Genomic DNA, 22,444 nt, shown 5'->3' with positions numbered 1-22,444 from the left:
GGTCAGCCCATCGCCTTGGTGCCGTCCAGGGACTCCCGGATGATGTCGGCGTGGCCCGCGTGCCGGGCGATCTCCTCCACCAGGTGCAGCAGCATCCAGCGCATCGAGACCTTGCCGTTCTCGGGGAACCAGGGCGCGGGGGGCAGCGGGAAGCTGTCGTCCAGGCTGGGGACGGCCGCGATGAAGGCCTCCGTCTCCTCCCGGACCCCGTCCCAGAAGGCCAGCAGGCCGGGGACGGTCTCGTCGCCGAGCAGCCGGAAGCCGTCGGCGTAGTCCCGGCGGTCGCGCATGATCTCGTTCTCCCGCCGCTGCGCCATCCGCAGCCAGCCGAGCTCCATCTCGGCCACGTGCTTGAGCAGCCCGGACAGGGACAGCTCGCTGGCGCTCGGCCGGCTCGCCGCCTGCTCCTCGGTCACCCCCTCCAGGGCCTCCCGGATCGCCCGGCGCTGGGCCTCGACGAAGGTGAGGAGCGTGCCGCGCTCGTCGCCCGGGACCTCTTCGGAAAGCTGAGCCATGACCAACCGCCTTTGTCCGTGTGCTGCGTGCCGTCTGCTGCTGACGAGAAACACGTTACGGCGGCTTGCGGTCAGCCTCTGTCCTCAATCGCCGCCCGGGACGGATCCCCTCGTACCCCCGCGCGTCCCGCCTAGAACGGGAACTGCGTGCGGCCGTGCTGGACCGAGATCCACTTCTGGGTGGTGAAGGCCTCCACCGTCGCCTCGCCGCCCAGCCGTCCGAGCCCCGAGGCCTTCTCGCCGCCGAAGGCCGCGAGCGGCTCGTCGCCGATGGTGGAGTCGTTGACGTGGATCATGCCCGTCTCGATGCGCCGCGCGAAGCGGACCCCGCGCTCCACGTCGCGGGTGTGCACGGCGCCGCTCAGCCCGTACGGGGTGGCGTTGGCCAGGCGTACGGCCTCCTCCTCGCCGTCGAAGACCACCAGCAGGGCGACGGGGCCGAAGATTTCCTGGCGCAGCAGCGGGGAGTCCTCCGGGAGCCCGGCGAGGACGGTCGGCTCCACCAGGTTGCCGCGCGTAGACCCCCGTACGAGCACCCGCGCCCCGGATTCCACGGCGCGGTCCACGAGCGCGGTCAGGGCGTCGGCCTGGAAGGAGTTGATGAGGGGGCCGATGTGGGTGTCGGCCTCGCGGGGATCGCCGGTCTTCAGGGCCCGCACGCGGGCGGTGAACTTCTCGGTGAACTCCTCGGCGAGGACCGCGTCGACGAGGATCCGGTTGGCCGCCATGCAGACCTGACCCTGGAAGACGAAGCGGCTGAAGACGGCCGCGTCCACCGCGTAGTCGACGTCGGCGTCGTCGAGGACGACCAGGGCGCTGTTGCCGCTCAGTTCGAGGACGGTGCGCTTGAAGTGGCGGGCGGCGACCGAGCCGACGTGGCGGCCGGTGCGGTCGGAGCCGGCGAAGGAGATGACCTTGGGGACGGGGTGGGTCAGGATCGCGTCGCCTATCTCGGCGATGTCCGTGACCAGCACGTTCAGCAGTCCGGCCGGCAGGCCCGCGTCCTCGAAGATCTTGGCGATGATCCCGCCGCCGGCCACCGGGGCGTTCTGGTTCGGCTTGATCACGACCGCGTTGCCCAGGGCCAGGGCCGGGGCGACCGACTTCAGGGTGACCAGGAAGGGGAAGTTGAAGGGGCTGATGACGGCCACCACGCCGACCGGGAGGCGCTGGACCCGGTTCTCCTTGCCCTCGACCGGCGAGGGGAGGATGCGGCCCTCGGGGCGGACGGCCAGCTGCACCGCCTCGCGCAGGAACTCCATCGCGAGGTGGACCTCGTACTCGGCCTTGGGACGGGTCCCGCCGAGCTCGTCGATCATCGCCTCGACGATCTCCTTGCGGCGCTCCTCCGTGATGCGCAGGGCGCGCTCCAGGACGGTGCGTCTCGCGTGGGGGCCGGTGGCCGCCCAGTCCCGCTGGGCCCGCTCGGCCGCGCGGTAGGCCTGGTCGACCTGCTCGACGGTGGCCACGGTGATGGCCGCGAGCTTCTCCCCGTTGTAGGGGTTGACGTCGATGATGTCCCACGAACCGGTGCCGGCCAGCCATTCGCCGTCGATGTACTGGTGAGCCAGGTCGGTGAATATGGACATGCCATCCCTTACTGCGAGCGCGCACCCGTGCGCTGCACCGGAGACCGATCGGTCATCTTCATGCACTGATCAGACGTCATAGTACGTGCGGATCAAGACAGTTGGAGCAGACCGCGCAGAAGGTCCCGGGTCTGCCCGGGGTCCGGGCAGTCGGCCTGGAGCCGCTCCATCGCCCGTGCGTACTGCGCCACTTCCTCTTCTTTGTCCAGGTAGAGCGCGCTGGTCAGCTGTTCCAGATAGACGATGTCCTGGAGGTCGGACTCGGGGAAGCGCAGCAGGGTGAAGGCTCCGCTCTCGCCCGCGTGGCCGCCGAAGGAGAAGGGCATCACCTGGAGCCGCACGTTGGGGCGCTGGCTGATCTCGATGAGGTGTTCGAGCTGGCCGCGCATCACGTCCCGGTCGCCGTACGGACGGCGCAGCGCGGCCTCGTCGAGGACCGCGTGGAAGACCGGGGCGTTCTCGGAGACCAGCACCTTCTGGCGCTCCAGCCTCAGCGCGACGCGGCGGTCGATCTCGGCGGCGCCGGCACCCGGCATGCCGCGGCGCACGACGGCCTGCGCGTACGCCTCCGTCTGCAACAGGCCGTGCACGAACTGCACTTCGTAGATGCGGATGAGGGAGGCGGCGCCCTCCAGCCCGATGTACGTCTGGAACCACCCGGGCAGCACGTCGCCGTAGCTGTGCCACCAGCCGGCCGCGTTGGCCTCGCGGACCAGGCCGAGCAGGGACTCCCGCTCGGCGCCGTCGGTGACCCCGTAGAGCGTGAGGAGGTCCTCCACGTCCCTGGCCTTGAAGCTCACCCTTCCCAACTCCAAGCGGCTGATCTTCGATTCGGATGCGCGGATCGAGTAGCCGGCCGCCTCACGGGTGATGCCGCGGGATTCTCGGAGTCGCCTGAGCTGTGAGCCCAGGAGGATGCGGCGCACCACAGAACCGCTGGCTTCTGCGGTCACTAGTACTGCCCTCCCCATCGCAAAGGTGTGCGCGTGGTGTGCGCGTGCGTGCCTCGGGGCCCCCGCACCCCGGTGCCGCAGTCTGCCACCAAAACGCATCGGCCCGTACTCGTTCTGTAACGGAATCCGGCGTCCCGGAAAAGAAGTCCGTAAGTATGCGTAGGAAGAAATGAGCAAGAACCGTCACGGGAGCGGACAGGTCCGGCGCGTGCACGTGCATCTGCCCTTGCATCCGGCTTCGGCATTCGGAACGATGGTGCCGCGCACCTGCGTGCTCTTCGCGCCGGCGCGGGACCCACCCCGCAGTTCTCTTTGGACGGAGCCGCCCGCTTCGTCCGCGAATCCCGGGAGTGCCTCGCATGGGGACGAATGGATCGACCATGCTCGAGCCGTTACGGCAGGGGCTGCCCCCGGTCGACCCCTCGGCCGTCTCCGGGTCCGCCTCCTGCGCCTTGCCCGCCCGCTTCGAAGCGGTGCGCGGCGCCCGCTCCTTCACCCGGTCCACCCTGTCGCAGTGGGGTCTGGACGAACGCTTCGACGACGTCTCCCTCGTCGTCTCCGAACTCGTCACCAATGCCCTGCGCCACGCCCTGCCGGACGAGGCGCGCCCCTGCGGGGCCGAGCCGGAGGCGGCGGTACGGCTGCACCTGATGCGGTGGAGCACGCGTCTGGTGTGCGCGGTGCGGGACCCGAGCGAGGAACGGCCGGGCGGCTCCTTCGCGCCGGAGCGCACGGACGAGAACTGCGACCTGGAGTCGGGGCGGGGGCTGTTCCTCGTGGACTCCTACAGCGACAGCTGGGGCTGGCACCCGCTCGCGGGTCGGCTGACCGGCAAGGTGGTCTGGGCGCTCTTCCTGCTGCCGGCCTGACCGCTCCGCATCCGCATCCGCTCGGCCCACTGGCCGGGACCGGTCACCCGACCGGTCCCGGCCAGTGCACGTGCATGGCTCGATCGGCGCTGTTCCTCAGGGGATCCGCGTCGGCCGTCTGCCGTTCTCGCGTCGGTCGGCGGCCCGGCGGCGGGTCGTCAGGTGGGACAGGGTGATCCGGTGATCAGGCGATCAGGTGGTCGAACTCGCCGTCCTTCACGCCCAGCAGCAGTGCCTCGATCTCGGCCGGCGTGTACACGAGCGCCGGTCCGTCCGGGAAGCGCGAATTGCGCATGGCGACATCGCCCCCGGGCAGCCTGGCGAACTCCACACAGGAACCCTGCGAGTTGCTGTGTCTGCTCTTCTGCCAGTTCAGCTCGTACAAGGAAGTGAGTTCTGCAGCTGCCATCCCGTTGTACGCGTGGTCCACAGGAAGCCCCCGATAGTGCAGATGTCAACTGCACCGGATCATAGCTGTGTTCCCCACCGCATGCATGGGCAGATGCACGTGCACGCGCGGTGCTCCGCCCCTCACTGTTGATCACCGATTGGGCCGGTTCAGGGCCGCAGCGCCTCCGACACCTCCTCCAGCGAGCCCAGCAGCTGCTCCGCCGCCCCGCGCAGGACCCCGGGCCCGGGCGCCTCCGCATCGGCCAGCAGCTCCCGGACCCCGTCCCACCGCGGGACCCGCCGCTCCCGCACCGCCCCCGCGCCCGCCCGCGTCGCCTCGCGCACCGCCCGCGCCAGCTCCGCCGCCCAGGGCACCGGGGCGTGGGACGGGTCGGGGAGGTGGGCCTCCAGCAGCATGGCGTTGCGGCCCAGCGCCGCGAGCGCGTCCCCCGCGCCCTCGGCCGCCGCCCGGGACAGTCCCCGGTGGCGCACCGGCTCCCCCTCCGCCCGTACGAGCGCCTCCTGCCAGGCGATCCGCGCGTCCCGGGCCGCCAGCAGGGCCTCCCGCACGTCGGCGCGCCGCGCCCCGGCCGGGTCGGCGTACTGCCCGAGCACGGCGGCCGCGTACCGCCCGTCGGCGGCGAGCCAGTCGGCGAGGCGGGTGCGCAGCCGCGGGGTCTCCCAGGCGGGGTAGACCGCGTAGGCGAGCATCGCCACGACCCCGCCGACGAGGGTGAGGGCGATCCGGTCGGGCACGGTCTGGTCCCAGCGCACGCCGCCCATGCCGAGCAGGAAGACCACGTACGCGGAGACGAAGAGCTGCGCGACGGCGTACCCGGTGCGCATCAGGACGTACATCAGCCCCGCACTGACCACCGCCAGCAGGCCCGACAGGTACATCCCCGGCTGCGCCAGCTGCACGATCGCGGTGGCCACGCCCACCCCGACCAGGGTCCCGGCGAAGCGGGCGACGGCCCGGGACCAGGTCTGCGTGAAGTCGGGCCGCATCACCATTACCGAGGCCATCGGCGCCCAGTACGCGTGCCCGAACGGCAGCGCGTGCCCGACGAGGTAGCCCGCGCAGGCCGCCGCCGTGACCCGCACGGCGTGCCGCAGCACGGGCGATCCGGGGCGCAGCTCGGCCCGTACGTCCTTCAGCACCAGCGGCACCAGGGCGGGCCGCAGCATGGCCTCGGCGGGGTCGGCGGTGCGCCCGGAGCGCGGCTCGGCCGTCTCCCGTACGTCGTCCAGCAGGGCGGCGAGCCTGCGCGCGGCCCGCAGCGGCGCGCCGGTGAACACCTCCGGCAGGTCGGGGGCCTTCAGCGCGGCCGCCGCCGGCCCGGGCAGGCGCAGGGGGTCCCCGTGGCGGATCGCGTGCGCGGCGGCGTCGAGCACCGCCCCGGCGGCGTCCAGCAGCTCCCGCACCCGTTCGCGCGCCGGGCCTTCGGCGGGGGCCCCGACGGCCGGGTCGGCGAGCGAGGCCAGCACGGGCCGGATCCGCTCCGCGAGCCCCCGCGCCCCGTGCAGCTCGGCGGGCCGCCGCCGGGCCTGCCGGACGGTGACGGCGGCGGCGGCGCGGGCCTTCATCAGGGGCGCCGGGTCGAAGGGGCAGAGGGGGTCGTGCCGCAGCCGGCGGGCGTAGTCCGCCTCGGCGGCGAGGGCGTCGGCCAGGGCGTCGCGCTGGGCGCCCCAGCGGCGGACGGGGAACAGCACGATCAGCAGCGCCTGCACCACCCCGCCGGCGGCGATCACGGCGGCGTGCCCGGCGGCCTGCGGAACGGAGGTCGGCAGGGTGACGGTGACCAGCATGATCGCCACGTTGCCGGAGGCGATGATCCCGGCGGTGGGCCCGGCCGCCCACAGCAGCCCGGCCGCGAAGGCCCAGGCGGCGAGGAGGAGCAGGAAGAGCCCGGTGTGGGAGGAGCCGACCAGGTACCCGGTGAAGGTCGAGACGGCCAGGGTCAGCCCGGAGGCGAGGGCGAGGGCGGGGCGCGGGCGCCAGCTCTGCTGGAAGGTGGCGATGGCGGCCATGAACGCCCCGAAGGCGGAACTGGCGGCGGCCCCGGGGCCCAGGAACGCCAGCCCGGCGCCGATGACGATCGCCAGCCCCACGGCGGCCCGTAAGGCGACGAGCGGCTCCAACCGTGCCCGCTCGACCGCCACGCCCGCCCGCGCGGTGTCCTTCAGCGCGCGGAGCCAGCCCATGGGACCGAGCGTAACGGCTGCCCCATTCCTCCGCCTTCGCCGCCTTCGCCCAGAACGGCCACGGGGGCCTACGCCTGCCGCCGGGGGCAGCCGCGGAGGGGGCGGGCCCAGGCGACCACCCCCAACCCCGCCAAGGGCACCAGAGCGGCCACCCGCCCGCCGGTGGGCGGTCCCGTCACCACGCCAGCACGATCACCGCCTACGAGACGGCAGCCCGCCAACGGCGAGAAGGGCGGACGCCAGGCCGCCCCCGGCGGGAGGGCGGCGGTCACCGGCGGGAGGGCGGCGGTCACCGGCGGGAGGGCGGCCCCTGGCCCACCGGAGGGCGTCCGCTCTCCACGGCAGCCGCCGAACCACAGTCACGCCACAGTCCCCCCCCCGTCCACTGGACGGCAGCCCGCCGACGCAGGGATGGCGGCAAGGCCGTCACCCACGCACGGGACGGCAATCGGCCGCCGACGGGAGGACACCCACCGGAGGGCGGTCCGACCGCCACGGCTGCACGGCCCGGAGGCCACCGGCGCACGGTCACGCCCACCGGACGGCGATCCGCCAACGGCGAGAAGGCTCCCCCGGCAACGGCACGCCAGCCCACCGCCGACGGGAAGGCGGTCGCCTGTCCACCGGGCGACCGCCCGCCACCGGCGGGAGGGCGGTCACCCGCCCGCCGGACGGCGGCGTGCCGACCGCAATCGGGCGCCGCTTCGGCGGCTACGGCAGGGCGGTCTTCCGGCCGCCGCCCACGTGGGCGGCGTCGGCGGCCGCCGTGCCGTCCTCCCAGCCCGCGTGGTCGGTGGCCCCGCGCAGCCGCGTGGTCGTGGTCCGGGGGAACATCTCGTCGGCCCGCGCGCCGACCGCCACGTCCCGGGCCACCAGGGCGGGCAGGTTGTCCGGCGCCTCGGTGGCCGTGTGCTCGGCGGTCTCGGCGAGCCGCCGCCCGAGCCGGCTGGCGTAGGCGAGCAGGAAAGACTGCCGGAAGGTCTTGGTCCGCTTTCGGCCGCCCGCCCGCTGGGCGGCCTCGGCCCGGGTCATCGCCGCCGTGCCCTGCACGAGCAGCGAGGTGTACAGCAGCTCCACCGCCTCCAGGTCGCTCTCGAAGCCGACCACCGTCGAGAACTCGAAGCCGCTGTTCCACACCGCTCGGCAACGGTTCGCGGTCGCCACCGCGTCCAGCAGCACCGCCTTGGCCTCCTCGTACGGCGGCTCGACCCCGATCCGGCACGCGCCGGGCACCTGCGCCGGGCCGCCGCCGCGCACCGCCAGCAGCGCCTCGTCCACCGTGTGCCGGGCCATCAGCTCCTGCGCCTTCGCGCTGAGCGCCTCCGCCTCTTCCGGGTACGTCGTCGCCTCGGCCTTCGCCAGCAGCGCCCGGATCCGCCCCAGCATGCGCGGCTCGATGTGGGCGTGCTCCGCGAGGGCGTCGGCCGGGTCACCGGGCAGCGGGCCCACCGGCTCGATGGACGGCAGCCGGATCAGCAGCCGGAACACCTCCAGGACGGCCGTGGCGAGGGTGAACCGGTCGGACCTCTCGCGGCGCGCGAGGCCGTCGGCGTACTCCTCGTCCGCCGTCCACCACACCTCGGGCGCACCCCACCGCTCCGGCAGCCGCGCGTACCGGCGCGCCTCGGCGGCGATCACGTCCTCGGCGATGCGCAGGTGCACGGGGTCGAGGTCCCGCCGCACCAGCCGCAGCACGTCGGCCGGCTGCCAGCCGCGCTCCCAGGCCTGTCGTACGTACGCCTCCCCGCGCGCGAGCAACTCCCGGCCGACTCCGCCCCACTGCCCGCCGTCGGCGGCGAGCACGGAGGCCCCGGTGTCGAGCCCGGCGTCGTCCTGGGCGTAAAGGGCGGCCGCGAAGGCCCGGTCGACGATCTCGGCACACTGACTCACCCCTTCAGCTTTACACGCCGGCCAAACGCCCCTCCCGGCGCGTACGAAGCCCCAGGAACCGGAGTGCCCCCCGGGCCCCGGGGCACAGCCCCAAGCGGGCCGGAACCCACCCGAGGAAGACCAGGGGGGCACAGCCCAGGGCAGCCAGGGCACAGCCCAAGAAGCCGGCGCGCACCCCCGGGGCCCCGGCCGCAGCCCCACGGGCGGCCGGGGCGCAGCCCAGGAAGGTGAGGGCCCAGCCCCACCGGAACGGGGGCGCAGCCCTACATGGGGGCCGGGACGCACCACCGGGGCCCCGGCCGCAACCCCACGGGAGGCGGGGGCACAACCCCGGGAGGCGGGGGCAGCCCCGGTGGCCTGGGCCCACCACCAGGGCCCCCGGCGCAGCCCTACGGGAGGTGAGGGCGCAGCCCCACGGCGATGGGGGCACAGCCCGGGGGGCGGGGGCACAGCCCCCGGGGGGCCGGGGCACAGCCCCCGGGGGGCCGGGGCACAGCCCCCAGGGAGCGGGCACAGCCCGGGGTCCGGGGCCCAGCCCCGAGGGGAACGGGGGCGCAGCCCCGAGGGGAACGGGGCACAGCCCCGGGGGAACGGGGCACAGCCCCGGGGGGCCGGGGCGGAGCCCCGGGGAACGGGCGAAGGGTGGGGAGGGGCCCGCACCGCGCAGCGGCCACCCCGCCCGGCACCGGCACCGGCACCCACGGCGCCCGAGCACGACCCCACACGGCTCGGGGCGCAACCCCACCCGGCCCGGGCGCAGCCAACGCGGCCCCGGGGCGCAGCCCCACAGCGGCCCGGGCCGCAGCCCCGGAAAACGGGCGGGGGGTGGGAACGGGCACGCACCCCGCAACCGCGGCCCCGCCCGCCCCCGGCACGGGACCGGCGCGCCCGCCCCGCCCACTGTCAGACCCCGGTGGGACACTCGCACTCGTGAGCGACCACCCCACCACCCCCTGGGCCCTCGCCGAAACCGCCGACGGCCAGTGGCACGCCACCCCCGTCCTCCCCGGAGCCCCCGCGCCCCGCGGCCCCCGCACCACCACCGCCACCCCCGCCGAGGCGATCCGCTCCGCCCCCGCCGGCACCCGCTGGATCTGGCGGTCCACCGCGGCCGTCTACCCCCGCCTCCTCGCCGCCGGCACCCGCGTCGAACGGTGCTACGACATCGAGGACGCCGAGCAGCTGCTCCTCGCCCACGAGGGCCGCTCCGGCGAGCCCCGCTCGGCCGCCGCCGCCTGGGCCCGGCTCAATGACGCCCCCGTCCCGCCGGACCCCCCGCAGCGCGCCGCCGAGCCCGCCCGCGCCGCCGCGCAGGACTCCCTCTTCGACTTCTTCGACCCCCAGCCGGCCGCCCCGCTCCCCCTCGACGCCCTGCTCGCCGTCCACGCCGACCAGGCGCGCCGGACCGCCGCCACCGCCCACCCCGACCGGATGCGCCTGCTCACCGCCTCCGAGTCGGCCGCGTTCCTCGTCGCCGCCGAGATGCACCGGGCGGGCCTGCCCTGGCGGGCCGACGTGCACCGCGCCCTGCTGACCGAGCTGCTCGGCGAGCGCTACGCGGGCGGGGGCGAGCCCCGCCGCCTGGCCGAGCTCACCGACCGGATCTCCGCCGCGTTCGGCCGCCGCGTGCGCCCCGAACTGCCCGCCGACGTCATCAAGGCCTTCGCCGAGGCCGGGATCAGGCTCAGGTCGACCCGCCGCTGGGCGATCCAGGAGGTCGACCACCCCGCCGTCGCGCCGCTCCTCGAGTACAAGAAGCTGTACCGGATCTACACCGCCCACGGCTGGTCCTGGCTCGCGGACTGGGTCCGCGAAGGCCGTTTCCGCCCCGAGTTCATCCCCGGCGGCACCCTCACCGGCCGCTGGGTCACCAACGGCGGAGGCGCCCTGCAGATCCCGAAGGTGATCCGCCGGGCGGTCGTCGCCGACCCCGGCTGGCGGCTGGTCGTCGCCGACGCCGACCAGATGGAGCCCCGCGTCCTCGCCGCGATCTCCCGCGACCCGGCCTTCATGGAGGTGGCCGGACGCCCCGAGGACCTCTACACGGCCATCTCCCGCCAGGGCTTCTCCGGCGACCGGGACAAGGCCAAGATCGCCGTCCTCGGCGCCGTCTACGGCCAGACCTCCGGCGACGGCCTGAAGAACCTGGCCGCGCTGCGCCGCCGCTTCCCCCGCGCCGTGGCGTACGTCGACGACGCGGCCCGGGCGGGCGAGGAGGGGCGGCTCGTACGCACCTGGCTGGGCCGCACCTGCCCGCCGCCGGCCGGCGCCGCAGAGGCCGACGAGGCCGGGATCCCGCAGGAGCGCGCGGACGCCGAGGACGCGGGCTGGACCCCGGGCCACGCCTCGACCAACACCCGGGCCCGCGGCCGGTTCACCCGTAATTTCGTCGTACAGGGCAGCGCGGCCGACTGGGCCCTGGTCATGCTCGCGGCGCTGCGCCAGGCCACCGCGGGGATGCGCGCCGAGCTGGTGTTCTTCCAGCACGACGAGGTGATCGTGCACTGCCCCGCCGAGGAGGCGCAGGCCGTCGCCGAGGCGATCCGCGCCGCCGGCGACCTGGCCGGCCGCATCACCTTCGGGGACACCCCGGTCCGCTTCCCGTTCACCACCGCGGTCGTGGAGTGCTACGCCGACGCCAAGTGACCTCCGCCGGCTCCGTCAGCGCTCCCACACGTCGTCCCAGAGCGGGTTCAACGCGACCTTCTTCAGCTGCTCCACCGTGAGCACGGGCGCCGTACGGCTCGCCGGACCCGACTGCTTCGGGGCGTTGAACGCCGAGACCGTCAGGCGCACCCCGTCGGGGCGCAGGGCGTCCACCGACCAGCGGACCACGCCCGGCGCGCCCTGGCCGGCGGGGCCCTGCGACGCCTTCAGCCGGATCCCGCCGGGCTGCGCGGCGGCGTCGGCCGGGAAGCCGCTGCTGTCGGCGGGCCGCTGGACGCGGAGCTCGATCAGGGAGCGGCCCTGGCCGTCGTCGAGGACCACCCAGCCGTAGCCGCCGTCGCCGCCCTTGTCGGCGACCGGGATCTCGAACTCGCGCAGCAGGTGCTCCAGCTGGTTCTCGGCGTCGAGCTCGGGCGATGTGCGGCCCGTGTGCTCCGAAGGGGCGGGCGGCAGGTCGTCCAGGGCCGGGCGCCACTTGTCCGAGACCACCAGGGCCTTCATCTGCGCCATGGTCAACGGTGGTTCGGGGCGGGTGACGGGAACCCCCTTGCCCTGCGTCGCATTGGCCTCGGAGGCGTCGATGAGGAAGCCCTGCGGGGTGGCGAGGGTCGCCCGCCAGTCCTTCACCGACTTGCGGGCGTCGTCGTAGTCGTAGGACTGGATCAGCAGCAGCCGGGAACCATCGGGCAGTACCTCTTCCTTGCAGGAGTCGTACGCCACGTTCTTGCGGTCGGGGCAGGTGGTCATCTCGCGGGCCATCGCGCCGGCCGGGTCGATGCGGGTGAGCAGGACGCCGACGCGCCCCTTGCCCTTCCCGTCGTCCACCAGCCCCCGCGCGCTGGGGGCCTGGTCATCGGTGCCCCGGCTCTCGATGTCCGTCACCTGGCCGACCGGGACGAGCGACCTCAGGATGGCGGCCATCTGCCCGGCCGTGACCGCCCCCGTGCCCGCCCGCGCCTGCGGGTCGGCGCCACCGCCCGGTCTGGCCGGCCCCCGGCCGGGCAGGTCGGGCGCCGCCGCGACGTTGCCCGTGCCGTCGCCGCCGATCAGACCGCCGGTCCAGGCTCCGGCCGTGCCGACCAGGGCCAGGGCCAGCACGGAGCCGCCGGCCACGGCGGCCCGGCGGCGGGCCACCAGCCGGCGTCCGCGCCGCTCCCCCGCCTCCAGCAGGGCCTGCGGGTCCGGTGTGAAAGCGGCACCCGCGCTCCGGAGGGCTTCGCCTAGCTCGTCTTCAAAGGGCATGGGGAACCAGACCTTCCACTTGGTTGGCGGAGAGAGGGGACGGGGCGGACGCGAACGGCGGCGCCGCCGCCTCAGTGGCCCGCGAACTCGGCAAGGCTGCCGCCCAGTTGCCCCCGCAGCCGGGACAGCGCCCGGGACGCGCGGGTCCGTACGGCCGCCGAGCTGACCTTCATCGCCTCGGCGGTCTCCTCGACGCTGCGGTCCTCCCAGTACCGCAGCACCAGCACGGCCCGGTCCTTGGGCGCCAGCCGCCCCAGGGCCTCCAGCAGCGTCAGCCGCAGCGCCGGATCAGCGCCGCCCGCCGCCGGCTGCACGCCCCCGGCATCGGGGAACTCCCCGACCGGGCGCTCCCCCGCCGACCTGCGGCGCTGGTGCGTCAGGAAGACCCGTACCAGCACCGTCTGCGCGTACGCGGCCGGATTGTCGATGCGCGCGATCCGACCCCAGAGCAGGTACATCCGCCCCAGGGTCTCCTGTACGAGGTCCTCGGCGAGGTGGGTGTCCCCGCTCGCCAGCAGGCAGGCCGACCGGTACAGATGCCCCGACCGGCCTGCCGCGAACTCGCGGAACCCGTCTCTGCGACCCTGCCGCATGCACTCCCCCTCGCGTCCGTCTCACCCCATCGACGCGACGGCCCCCGGGAAATGTTTCACCCGTGATTTCGGGGGGCAGGGCGGAGGTCTCCTCAGGCGAGGTCGTGGAAGTACACGTGGAACTCCTCGCGCACGAAGCCCTCGGACTCGTACAGCCCCTGCGCGACGTGGTTGTCGTACGCGGTCTCCAGCTGCACCCCCGCCACTCCGGCCTCCCGCGCCCGGCGCAGCACCTCGCGCAGCAGTGCCCGGCCGGCGCCGGTACGGCGGCCGGCGGGGGCGACGTACAGGTCGTTGAGGATCCACGCCGTGCTCAGGGTGAGGGAGGAGAACGCCTGGTAGACCTGTGCGAAACCGACCGTGCCCGCGACGCCGGGCGCGTCGGCGAGCAGCACCAGCGACTCCCCCCTGGCGATGCGCTCGGCGAGGAACTGCCGCGGGCCGTCCGCGTCCTTGACGTCCACCTCGTAGAAGTCGAGGTAGCCGCGGAACAGGTCCGCGGCCGTGTCCAGGTCCGCCTCCCCCGCCACGCGGAGCACGACGCCGGAGCCCTCGTCCGTGACCGTGCTGCCGATGCCGTTGCCGATGCCGTCCTGGGTTTCCGACTGACCGAACATGCGTCTCTCCTTGATCCACTCGCGCGACGTGGTCCATTGTGCGCGGGGAACAGGAGCCGGTGCAGGTGCGGTCGTCCCGGCAGGCCGGGACGTGCTCGGTTCAGTGCCCGGTCACGGGCTGGGCGGGCAGCGAGAACACGTGCTGCGAGGTGACGATCTTCGTGATCGCCTCACCGAACAGGGTGCTGGGCTCGGAGCCCTCGTAGCCGATGTCCGTGTTCAGCATGACCACCAGGGTCGCCTGCGACTGCGGGAGGTAGACCACCAGATCCTGGTAGCCCGGCAGCGATCCGTTGTGCCCGATCCAGCCCTGGACGTTGAACAGGCCCAGGCCGTAACCCGTACCGGGCAGCGCCGGCACCACCTTCAGCCGCTGGGCCTGGGTGGCGGGGGTCAGCAGGGTCCCGGTGGCCAGGGTCTTCGCCCAGCTCCGCAGGTCGGGGAGGTCCGAGACCATCGCACCGGCCGCCCAGCCCCAGGAGGGGTTCCAGTCGGTGGCGTTCTCCGTCTTCCCGGAGGCCGTCTGGTCGGTGTAGCCCTGCGCGTGCGGGGCCGGGAACTCCGCACCGGTCGGGAAGAACGTGTGCCGCAGCCCGGCGGGTTTGACCACCTGCTCGTTGATGTAGCGGTTCAGCGGGGTCCCGCTCACCTTCTCCACCACCAGCCCCAGCAGGATCAGGTTGGTGTTGCAGTAGTCGAACTTGGCGTTCGGCTCGAACTGCACCGGATGCTTGAAGGCGTATCCGAGCAGCTCCTGCGGGGTGAAGGGGCGCCGCGGATCGGACGTCAGCGCCTTGAAGAAACCTTCGTCCTCGGAGTAGTTGAACAGCCCGCTGCGCATCCCGGCCAGTTCGCGCAAGGTGATCCGGTCGCCGTTCGGCACCCCGGCGACGTACTTCCCGATGGGGTCGTCCAGCCCCACCTTGCCGGCGTCGACCAGCTGCAGTACGGCCGTCACCGTGAAGGTCTTCGTGACGCTGCCGATCCGCTGGTTCATGTCGGCGCGCATCGGCGCGCCGGTCGCCTTGTCGGCCACGCCGAAGGACCGCACGTACTCGCCCTTGCCGGGGGCGGACAGCGCGACGACCACGCCCGGCACCCGCGCCTCCTTCAGCACCTTCTGGACGGCCCCGTCCAGCTGCGCCGCCACCGCCGGCGTGAGCTGCGGGAAGTCGTCGGCCGCCGGAGGCGGCGGAGTGACCGCTGGCGCCGCCTGAACGGTCGCGGGCGCCGCCGTCTCCCACGCGTACCCCGCCCCGACACCGACGGGGACCATCACCAGTCCGACCGCGGCCGTCACGACCGCCGCACTGCGCCACCGTGTCGTCATGCCCGGCCTCCTGCCATGCGCCGCCCAGGCCCCCGACCCACTGCCGTGTCCCTCCCAAACTAGACCCGCTCCCGCGCGTGCGGCGACCCGAACCCGGGCCCGCACCACCGCCCCGCCGGCAGGCCCCGCTATCCCCGGCCGGGGCGCCGGAGCAGCCCGCTCTCGATGGCCGTGACCACCGCGTGGGTACGGTCGCTGACGTCCAGCTTGGCGAAGACCCGCAGCAGGTGGGTCTTCACCGTCGCCTCCGCGATCACCAGCCGCCGGCCGATGTCCGCATTGGACAGCCCGTCCGCCACCGCGTTCAGCACGTCCAGCTCCCGGGAGGTCAGGGCCACGGGAGCCGGGCGGCGTATGCGGGCGACGAGGCGCTCCGCGACCCGGGGGGCGAGCACCGTCTCCCCCCGGTGCGCGGCACGGATGGCGTCGACGAGCTGCTCGCGGGTCGTGTCCTTCAGGAGGTACCCGACGGCCCCCGCCTCCACCGCCCGCTCGATCTCCGCGTCCGTGTCATAGGTGGTGAGGATCAGCACCCGTGTCCCGGAGGGGCCGGCGACGATCTGCTCGGTCGCGGCGACCCCGTCGAGTACCGGCATCCGCAGGTCCACCAGCGCCACGTCGGGGGCGAGGGCGGTGACGAGCTCGACGGCCTCCCGGCCGTTGCCGGCCTCGCCCACGATGTCGATGGCAGGCTCCGGGGCCAGCAGCGCGACCACTCCGGCACGCATCACCGTGTGGTCGTCCACGACCACCACGCGGATCTTCCCGTCCTCAACCGTCATGTCGCACCTGTCCGTTGTTGCCGTGGGGGATCGTGGCGAGGACGCGGGTCCCGTCCCCGAGCGAGCTGGTGACCGTGAGCGCTCCGCCGAGCTCGGCCATCCGTTTGCGCATGCCGTCGAGCCCGAAACCCCGGGAGTCGTCGACCACGAAGCCCCGGCCGTCATCCGTGATCTCCAGCTCGACAGCATCGGGCAGCCCGGCCAGGACCACGCCCACCGTCGTGGCTCCGGCGTGCTTGCGTACGTTGGCCAGCGACTCCTGCGTACAGCGCAGCAACGCGATCCGGGTCTGCTGGTCGCATGCGATCTCCGGCAGTTCCGCCTCGACCGTGAGCCCGGTGTCCTGAGTGAACCGGTCCAGGGTCCGGCGCAGGGTCGCGGCCACCGACCCCGGGGTGAGGCCGCTCTGCGGCGCGGACCCTACGAGAACCCGCGCCTCGGCGAAGTTCTCCCGGGCGGTCCGCTCGATGGACAGCAACTGCTGAGCCGCCCGCTCCGGTTCGGTGCGGACGCCCGCACGGGCCGCCTCCGCCAGGACGATGATCGAGGCGAAGCCCTGGGCCAGCGTGTCGTGGATCTCCCGGGCGAGCCGTTCCCGCTCGGCGGTGGCGCCCTCCCTGCGGTGGGCCTCGGCGAGTCGCTGCCGGGTGTCCTCCAGCTCCTCGCTCAGCCTCAGCGCCCGAGCTTCCGCGTCCTCCATCAGCCGGTGGACCAGCATGCCGACCAGCACTCCCGTCGCGTATCCGATGAGCGTGAAGGCCCCGTTGCCGGTGAGTACGTCGGCGCTGCGCACCGAACTGCCGACCACCGTCGCCGCGGCCGCCGCCCCACTGAGGACGATCGCGGCCCGGGCGGTCGCCGTGAAGATCCAGAATTGCGGGAGGGAGACGATGAACAGTGCCGCTCCGCCGCCCGGCAGCCAGCCCATCGCGCCCAGCCCTGCCGCCAGCACCCACAGGTACCGCTCGGGCCGCAGGACCGGATTCCCGGGGAAGAGCCGGACCACCGCGTGCCCGCCGGCCAGCACCGCCAGCACCGCAAGCGACGCCCACTTCGCCGGACCGGCCTCATCCACCACGGCGACGGCCGAAGGAGCCAGTCCGAGGACGAACCACATCACGCTGTGGCCCAGATGGAGGTCGGCAATCCACAACTTTGCTGATGTGGCTGGGCGTTGGCTCATCATGTCAGCCTACTTTTTCGAGTGACGGGAGCTCGGGGGACACCGTCCGCTGAGCAGCGCGCATGCCGCGCGAAGGCCACCAGTTCCACGCGCCGAGCAGCAGCATCAGGGACGGCAGCACCAGGATCCGGATGACGAAGGCGTCGAGGAGGACCGCCACCGCCAGGCTGAAGCCGATCTGCTTCATCTCGATCAGGTGCAGCGCGGTGAAGCTGGCGAACACCGTCACCATCACCACGGCCGCGCTGGTCACCACGCCCGCCGAGCTGCCGATCCCGTCCAGCACCGCCTTGCGGGTGGGCACCCCGGCCAATGCCCCCTCCCTGATCCGGCTGATGACGAACACCTGGTAGTCCATCGACAGCCCGAAGAGGAACAACGGCACCCGGGATCCGATCGACGCCGTGGAGGTGAAGTCGAGCATCCCCTCCGCCCAGGTCCCCTGGAAGGCGAGCACCAGCACACCGAGCGAGGCTCCGGCCGAGAGCAGGTTGAGCACCACGCCCACCAGCCCCAGGACCACCGAGCGGAACGCCCACACCGTCATGGCGAAGGTCACCAGCAGCAGCGCCCCGATGATCAGCGGCAGCTTCCGCTTCTGGTGCTCGGGATAGTCGGCGTAGCGGGCCACGTCACCGGTCACGGCGATCCGGGCGCCGGCCACCTTGCCGACGGTGGCGGGCACCAGCTCGCTGCGCAGTCGCCGCAGCGAGCCCTGCGCCTCCTCGGTGCTCACGTAGTGCGGGACCGCCAGCTCCAGGAGGCTGGTCCGGCCGTCCTGGGAGGTCCGTACACCCGCCTGCCCTCCTGCCCGTCGCGCCAGCTCGTCCAGGGCCGCGCCCACCTCGCCCGCCTGCTCCGCCCCGGCCCGTACGACGACCTGGTTCATGGCCTTGAGCTCGGGGAAGGCCGCGTTCAGCCGGTCGTACGTCTGCATGGCGGGTATGGCGCGGGAGTGCGTCTCGCGGCCCATGTCGGTGAGCTTCAGGCCGAGCAGCGGGGCGGACAGGGCGAGCATCGCGAGGACGGACACGGCCAGGGTGACGCCGGGCCGGCGGCTGACGGGCCGCAGCACGGCGGCGGTGAGCCTCCCGCCCCAGGCGCGGCTGCCGCCGCTCCGCCGCCGGGTCCGGGCGCCCTTGCGTACGGCCCGGCGCTCGGCCCGCTCGCCGAGCTTGGCCAGCAGCGCGGGCAGCACGGTCAGCGAACTGGCCACCGCGACCAGGGTCACGACGATCGCGCCGGTGGCGATGGAGGAGAAGATGACGTCGTCCGCCAGGTACAGGGTGGCGCTGGAGACCGCGACGGCCAGCCCCGAGAGCACCACGACCCGGCCGGAGGTGGCCGCAGCCAGCTCTACGATCGCCCGCGAGTCGAGACGGCCACCCGCCTTCGCCCGCTCCTCCCGCTCCCGCTTGAGGTAGAAGAGCGTGTAGTCCACGCCCACCGCGAGCCCGATCAGCAGGATCACATTGGTGCCGACCCCGGCGTCAGGGAAGACGTGCGAGGCGAGCATCGACAGGCCGACGGCCCCGATGATCGAGGAGAGCGCCAGCAGCAGCGGCACCAGGGCCATCACCACGGAGCTGAAGACCAGCAGCAGTGTGACCAGCGTGACCGGGAGTGCGATGACCTCGGTGCGGGCCAGGTCGTCCCCGCGCAGCTCCTCCACCCCCTTGCCGATGGAAGGACTGCCGACCTCCTCCACGCGCAGCTCCGGATGCGCGGACTGCACCTCGGCGGTCGCCGCGAGCAGCGGGTCCACGTGCCTCTTGCCCTCGAGCTCCGGCCCCTTCATGGTCACGTCGACCCGGACCGCGGAACCGTCGGCCGCTGTCACCGGATCGGCGACAGCCAGCACCTCGGGCAGCGCCCGCATCCGCTCGGCCACCTCCCGCGCCGCGGCCCCGGGCGGGCTCCCACCCCCACGAGAGGTGATCAGCACCCGCTCCAGCGGCCGCTGCTGGAGCCCGCCTTCGGCTGCCATCGCCTCCGCCCGGCCGGCCTCACCTATCCGGAAATCCGCACTCGTCGCCGGGTTGCCGCCGACGGCGGTCCCCGCGCCCAGGCAGAGAGCGACGAAAAGGAACCATCCGACGATGGCGCGCCACGGATGTGCGGCGCTCCAACGGGCCATGCATACAGGGAGATTGGTCATGCATCCATGCTGGCCAAGCAGCCCCGGCGCCCGACAGCCTCGACCGACTGAACTCGTTGTCCACCGGTCGATGGACCCCCAGCGAGCCCACCCCGCCCAGCCGACCGCGTCTCCCGCGCACGCGGCTCCACGAGCGAGGACGGCGGAGCCGTGCCCCGTCGCAACATCCACCAAATAGCACAAATAGCAAAAGCCCCAGGTCACGGCGAGTGAGTCCTGGGGCTTCTACAGAGCCGCCTTCGGGATTCGAACCCGAGACCTACGCATTACGAGTGCGTTGCTCTGGCCAACTGAGCTAAGGCGGCACCGCTGGGGAGACAAGAATTTCCCTGGAAGGAAGCTCTCATCAGCAGCGGCGCCAAGTCTACAGGGTTAAACCGGGTGCCCCGAACCGGGGCGGGCGGAGGTCAGCAGCGCTTGCCGTCCGCAGGGGGCACGCCCTGCAGGAGGTAGCGGTTGATCGCGGTGTCGACGCAGTCGCTGCCGCGGCCGTACGCCGTGTGGCCGTCCCCGTCGTACGTGAGGAGGGTGCCCGAGTCCAGCTGGCCGGCCAGGGCCTGGGCCCACTTGTACGGGGTCGCCGGGTCCCGTGTCGTGCCGACCACCACGATCGGGGCCGCGCCCGCCGCCTTCAGCGGCTTCGCCTGGCCGGTGGCCTTCACCGGCCAGTAGGCACAATTCAGCGAGGCCCAGGCCAGGCCGGTGCCGAAGACCGGGGAGGCTTTCTCGAAGGAGGGCAGCGCGGCGTCCACCGCCTCGGGACCGCTGAAAGCCGGCGGCTGGTCGAGGCAGTTCACGGCGGCGTTGGCGAACATGAGGTTCGCGTACGTGCCGTCCGCCTCGCGCTCGTAGTAGCTGTCGGCGAGGGCCAGCAGGCCGGCCCCGTCGCCGTTCATCGCGTCGGTGAGGGCCTCCCGCAGCTGCGGCCAGGCGCTCTCGTCGTACAGCGCCGCGATCACCCCCGTCGTCGCGAGGGACTCGCCCAGCGGACGGGCCGGGTCGCCCGAGGGGACGGGCTGGGCGTCGACCTTGCGGAAGAACTCCTTCAGGCGCTGCGCCACCGCGTCGGGGCCGCCCTGGCCCAGCGGGCAGCCCGCCTGCTTCGCGCAGTCCTTGGCGAAGGAGCGGAAGGCGGTCTCGAAGCCCGCCGTCTGGTCGCGGTTCAGCTCCAGGGCCGACCGGGAGGGGTCCATCGCGCCGTCCAGGACCAGCCTGCCCACACGGGCCGGGAAGAGTTCCGCGTACGTGGCGCCGAGGAAGGTGCCGTACGAGGCTCCGACGTAGTTGAGCTTCTCGTCGCCCAGCACCCCGCGGAGCATGTCCATGTCCCGGGCGGCGTCCACCGTGGCGACGTGCGGCAGGACCCGCTTCGAGCGCGTCTCGCAGCCCGCCGCGAACTCCTTGAACGCGGCCACCAGCCGGGCGCGCTCCGCCTGGTCGTCCGGCGTCTGGTCCACCTGGGTGAAGCGGTCCATCCCCGGCCCGGTCAGGCACTCGACGGGGCTGCTGCGGGCCACCCCGCGCGGGTCGAAGGAGACCATGTCGTACTGGGCGCGCACGGGCGCCGGGTAGCCGATGCCCGCGTACGCCTGGAGGTAGCCGATGCCGGAACCGCCGGGGCCGCCGGGGTTGACCAGGAGGGAGCCCAGCCGCTTCCCCGGGCCGGTGGCCGGGCGGCGGGCCACCGCGAGCTCGACGTCCTGGCCGGAGCCGGGGTCCGCGTAGTCCAGCGGCGCCTTCAGGGTGGAGCACTGGAAGCCGGGGACACCGCAGTCACGCCAGGTCAGCTTCTGGCTGTAGTACGGGCGCAGCGCCTCCGGGACGGCGGTGGACGGCGCCGAGGGGGCCGCCTGCGGCTCCCCGGAGGTGCACCCGGAGACCAGCAGCCCGGCGGCTGCGATCGCGGTCCCGGTGGTGCGCAGCAGGCTCCTGGTGTCCATGCGGCGAGCCTACGTGCTGCCGAGGGCCCCCGTCGGGTGTGCGGGATCCGCCCGGCCGTCCGCCGACCGGGCGGGAGCCGGGCGCCGCGCCCCGAGCGGCCCTCGCAGCGGTCGGCCCTGGACCGCTCGTACGGGTGAACCGGTTGGTGGCGGACCGGCTTGGGGAAAGAGCCGTGGACGGGCCGTGAACCGAGCCCGGACCGGGCCGAAGGCGGGGCGGAACCGAGCCCGGACCGGGCCGTGCGCCGGTCAGGGGCCGGTCAGGGGCCGGCCAGGGGCCGGTCAGCCCGCGCGCAGCGCCATCGTCATGGCCTCCACCGCCAGCAGCGGCGCCACGTTCCGGTCGAGGGCGTCACGGCAGGCGATGATCGCCTCGATGCGCCGCAGCGTGCGCTCGGGGCCCGAGGCCCGGGCGATCCGGTCCAGGTCCGCCCGTATGTCCTCGTTGGCGATGGCCACCGCGGAGCCGAGCTGGAGGGCCAGCACGTCCCGGTAGAAGCCCGTGAGGTCGGTGAGGGCGAGGTCGAGGGTGTCGCGCTGGGTCCTGGTGCGGCGGCGCTTCTGGCGGTCCTCGAGCTCCTTCATCGCCCCGGCGGTACCCCGCGGCAGACGGCTGCCCGCTCCCGCTCCGGCGCCGAGCGCGGCCCTCAGGTCCTCGGTCTCCTTCGTGTCGACCTCTTCCGCCACCTGCTTGGCGTCCTCGGCGGCGGCGTCGACCAGCTCCTGCGCGGCCTTGAGGCAGCCGCCGACGTCGTCCACCCGCAGCGGCAGCCTCAGGACGGCGGCGCGGCGGGTCCGGGCGGCCTCGTCGGTGGCGAGCCGGCGGGCGCGGTCGATGTGGCCCTGGGTGGCTCGGGCCGCGGCCGCGGCCGCGGCCGGTTCCACGCCGTCGCGCCGCACCAGCACCTCGGCCACCGCCGCCACGGACGGGGTGGTCAGGGTCAGGTGCCGGCAGCGGGACCGGATGGTGGGCAGCACGTCCTCCAGGGAGGGCGCGCACAGCAGCCACACCGTCCGCGGAGCGGGCTCCTCCACGGCCTTGAGGAGTACGTTCCCGGCGCCTTCGGTGAGCCGGTCGGCATCCTCCAGCACGATGACCTGCCAGCGCCCCACCGCGGGTGACAACTGGGCCCGGCGGACCAGCTCGCGGGTTTCCTTCACACCGATGGACAGCAGGTCGGTGCGCACGATCTCCACGTCGGCGTGGGTGCCGGCCAGGGTGGTGTGGCAGCCGTCGCAGAAGCCGCAGCCCGGCTCGCCGCCGAGGGCGCGGTCCGGGCTGACGCACTGGAGGGCCGCCGCGAACGCGCGGGCGGCCGTGGCCCGGCCGGAGCCCGGCGGGCCGGTGAAGAGCCAGGCGTGGGTCATCTTGGAAGCGGGCGGCGGCGGGGTGCCCTGCTCGATGGCGGTGACCAGGCCGTCGGCATCGCGGGCTGCGGCGGCCAGCTGCGCCTGAACGCGCTCCTGGCCGACGAGGTCTTCCCACACGGGCATGCCGCCCACCGCCTTTCACTCTCCGTG

General features: G+C 73.8%; 17 protein-coding genes and 1 tRNA gene. 2 read left to right on the top strand and 16 right to left on the bottom strand.

The genetic code is table 11. The features are described 5' to 3' along the window. Window positions 1-2: 2 nt before the first annotated feature. The 3 genes from AB0D45_RS18505 to AB0D45_RS18495 form a co-directional block, all read right to left on the bottom strand. The gene (locus AB0D45_RS18505; protein WP_362460125.1) at window positions 3-515 is read right to left on the bottom strand and encodes a DinB family protein; all 513 of its coding nucleotides are present in this window, start codon (window positions 513-515) and stop codon (window positions 3-5) included. A 131-nt stretch (window positions 516-646) separates the two neighbouring features. After that, the gene (locus AB0D45_RS18500) at window positions 647-2,104 is read right to left on the bottom strand and encodes an aldehyde dehydrogenase family protein (RefSeq protein WP_362460123.1); all 1,458 of its coding nucleotides are present in this window, start codon (window positions 2,102-2,104) and stop codon (window positions 647-649) included. Between the two features lie 92 nt (window positions 2,105-2,196). Continuing rightward, on the bottom strand, window positions 2,197-3,075 hold the full coding sequence (locus tag AB0D45_RS18495; protein ID WP_361600797.1) for a helix-turn-helix transcriptional regulator: 879 nt from the start codon (window positions 3,073-3,075) through the stop codon (window positions 2,197-2,199). Between the two features lie 362 nt (window positions 3,076-3,437). Here AB0D45_RS18495 and AB0D45_RS18490 point away from each other — a divergent pair, with 362 nt between their 5' ends. Then, window positions 3,438-3,926: an ATP-binding protein gene (locus AB0D45_RS18490; RefSeq protein WP_362460121.1), complete on the top strand. Its 489-nt coding sequence runs from the start codon at window positions 3,438-3,440 to the stop codon at window positions 3,924-3,926. Window positions 3,927-4,110: 184 nt separating this feature from the next. On the opposite strand, the gene AB0D45_RS18485 is transcribed toward AB0D45_RS18490, so the two are convergent. The 3 genes from AB0D45_RS18485 to AB0D45_RS18475 all read right to left on the bottom strand — a co-directional run bounded on the left by AB0D45_RS18485 (window position 4,111) and on the right by AB0D45_RS18475 (window position 8,411). After that, window positions 4,111-4,356 (bottom strand): DUF397 domain-containing protein, encoded by a 246-nt coding sequence (locus AB0D45_RS18485; protein WP_361600792.1) that lies wholly within the window; start codon window positions 4,354-4,356, stop codon window positions 4,111-4,113. Window positions 4,357-4,484: 128 nt separating this feature from the next. Then, window positions 4,485-6,521: an FUSC family protein gene (locus AB0D45_RS18480; protein WP_362460118.1), complete on the bottom strand. Its 2,037-nt coding sequence runs from the start codon at window positions 6,519-6,521 to the stop codon at window positions 4,485-4,487. 711 nt (window positions 6,522-7,232) lie between these two features. Then, complete coding sequence (locus AB0D45_RS18475; protein WP_362460115.1) at window positions 7,233-8,411, bottom strand: DUF2786 domain-containing protein; 1,179 nt, start codon at window positions 8,409-8,411, stop codon at window positions 7,233-7,235. Between the two features lie 930 nt (window positions 8,412-9,341). Between AB0D45_RS18475 and AB0D45_RS18470 the strand changes: the two genes are divergently transcribed. Next, window positions 9,342-11,057 (top strand): bifunctional 3'-5' exonuclease/DNA polymerase, encoded by a 1,716-nt coding sequence (locus AB0D45_RS18470; RefSeq protein WP_362460112.1) that lies wholly within the window; start codon window positions 9,342-9,344, stop codon window positions 11,055-11,057. Between the two features lie 15 nt (window positions 11,058-11,072). Here the strand turns inward: AB0D45_RS18470 and AB0D45_RS18465 are convergent, their stop codons facing one another. From AB0D45_RS18465 to AB0D45_RS18420, 10 genes are all read right to left on the bottom strand, one after another. Further along, window positions 11,073-12,320: a hypothetical protein gene (locus tag AB0D45_RS18465; RefSeq protein ID WP_362460109.1), complete on the bottom strand. Its 1,248-nt coding sequence runs from the start codon at window positions 12,318-12,320 to the stop codon at window positions 11,073-11,075. Between the two features lie 71 nt (window positions 12,321-12,391). Further along, window positions 12,392-12,913 (bottom strand): SigE family RNA polymerase sigma factor, encoded by a 522-nt coding sequence (locus AB0D45_RS18460; protein WP_361600777.1) that lies wholly within the window; start codon window positions 12,911-12,913, stop codon window positions 12,392-12,394. A gap of 92 nt (window positions 12,914-13,005) precedes the next feature. Next, window positions 13,006-13,530, bottom strand: coding sequence for a GNAT family N-acetyltransferase (locus AB0D45_RS18455; RefSeq protein ID WP_362460106.1), 525 nt, complete (start codon window positions 13,528-13,530; stop codon window positions 13,006-13,008). Between the two features lie 100 nt (window positions 13,531-13,630). After that, window positions 13,631-14,860, bottom strand: a complete 1,230-nt coding sequence (locus AB0D45_RS18450) for a serine hydrolase domain-containing protein (RefSeq protein WP_362460103.1) — start codon at window positions 14,858-14,860, stop codon at window positions 13,631-13,633. Between the two features lie 128 nt (window positions 14,861-14,988). Next, the gene (locus AB0D45_RS18445) at window positions 14,989-15,642 is read right to left on the bottom strand and encodes a response regulator transcription factor (protein WP_362460100.1); all 654 of its coding nucleotides are present in this window, start codon (window positions 15,640-15,642) and stop codon (window positions 14,989-14,991) included. Continuing rightward, on the bottom strand, window positions 15,632-16,825 hold the full coding sequence (locus AB0D45_RS18440) for a sensor histidine kinase (protein ID WP_362460097.1): 1,194 nt from the start codon (window positions 16,823-16,825) through the stop codon (window positions 15,632-15,634). The genes AB0D45_RS18445 and AB0D45_RS18440 overlap by 11 nt, the downstream gene beginning before the upstream one ends. A gap of 4 nt (window positions 16,826-16,829) precedes the next feature. Further along, on the bottom strand, window positions 16,830-18,983 hold the full coding sequence (locus AB0D45_RS18435; RefSeq protein ID WP_362460094.1) for an MMPL family transporter: 2,154 nt from the start codon (window positions 18,981-18,983) through the stop codon (window positions 16,830-16,832). 231 nt (window positions 18,984-19,214) lie between these two features. Beyond that, window positions 19,215-19,288: transfer RNA gene (locus AB0D45_RS18430), tRNA-Thr, on the bottom strand. 102 nt (window positions 19,289-19,390) lie between these two features. Continuing rightward, on the bottom strand, window positions 19,391-20,923 hold the full coding sequence (locus tag AB0D45_RS18425) for an alpha/beta hydrolase (RefSeq protein ID WP_362460091.1): 1,533 nt from the start codon (window positions 20,921-20,923) through the stop codon (window positions 19,391-19,393). A 282-nt stretch (window positions 20,924-21,205) separates the two neighbouring features. Next, window positions 21,206-22,417 (bottom strand): DNA polymerase III subunit delta', encoded by a 1,212-nt coding sequence (locus tag AB0D45_RS18420; RefSeq protein WP_362460088.1) that lies wholly within the window; start codon window positions 22,415-22,417, stop codon window positions 21,206-21,208. Window positions 22,418-22,444: the final 27 nt, after the last annotated feature.

Source organism: Streptomyces sp. NPDC048352, from assembly GCF_040651895.1.
GTDB lineage: Bacteria > Actinomycetota > Actinomycetes > Streptomycetales > Streptomycetaceae > Streptomyces.
Note: the sequence above shows the minus strand (reverse complement) of the source record. Positions and strands in the feature narration are given on the sequence as shown.

Coding starts and splice junctions, on each gene's coding strand:
- AB0D45_RS18505 (WP_362460125.1), bottom strand. CDS start 515: ATGGCTCAGCTTTCCGAAGAGGTCCCGGGCGACGAGCGCGGCACGCTC.
- AB0D45_RS18500 (WP_362460123.1), bottom strand. CDS start 2,104: ATGTCCATATTCACCGACCTGGCTCACCAGTACATCGACGGCGAATGG.
- AB0D45_RS18495 (WP_361600797.1), bottom strand. CDS start 3,075: ATGGGGAGGGCAGTACTAGTGACCGCAGAAGCCAGCGGTTCTGTGGTG.
- AB0D45_RS18490 (WP_362460121.1), top strand. CDS start 3,438: ATGCTCGAGCCGTTACGGCAGGGGCTGCCCCCGGTCGACCCCTCGGCC.
- AB0D45_RS18480 (WP_362460118.1), bottom strand. CDS start 6,521: ATGGGCTGGCTCCGCGCGCTGAAGGACACCGCGCGGGCGGGCGTGGCG.
- AB0D45_RS18465 (WP_362460109.1), bottom strand. CDS start 12,320: ATGCCCTTTGAAGACGAGCTAGGCGAAGCCCTCCGGAGCGCGGGTGCC.
- AB0D45_RS18460 (WP_361600777.1), bottom strand. CDS start 12,913: ATGCGGCAGGGTCGCAGAGACGGGTTCCGCGAGTTCGCGGCAGGCCGG.
- AB0D45_RS18455 (WP_362460106.1), bottom strand. CDS start 13,530: ATGTTCGGTCAGTCGGAAACCCAGGACGGCATCGGCAACGGCATCGGC.
- AB0D45_RS18450 (WP_362460103.1), bottom strand. CDS start 14,860: ATGACGACACGGTGGCGCAGTGCGGCGGTCGTGACGGCCGCGGTCGGA.
- AB0D45_RS18445 (WP_362460100.1), bottom strand. CDS start 15,642: ATGACGGTTGAGGACGGGAAGATCCGCGTGGTGGTCGTGGACGACCAC.
- AB0D45_RS18440 (WP_362460097.1), bottom strand. CDS start 16,825: ATGAGCCAACGCCCAGCCACATCAGCAAAGTTGTGGATTGCCGACCTC.
- AB0D45_RS18435 (WP_362460094.1), bottom strand. CDS start 18,983: ATGACCAATCTCCCTGTATGCATGGCCCGTTGGAGCGCCGCACATCCG.
- AB0D45_RS18425 (WP_362460091.1), bottom strand. CDS start 20,923: ATGGACACCAGGAGCCTGCTGCGCACCACCGGGACCGCGATCGCAGCC.
- AB0D45_RS18420 (WP_362460088.1), bottom strand. CDS start 22,417: ATGCCCGTGTGGGAAGACCTCGTCGGCCAGGAGCGCGTTCAGGCGCAG.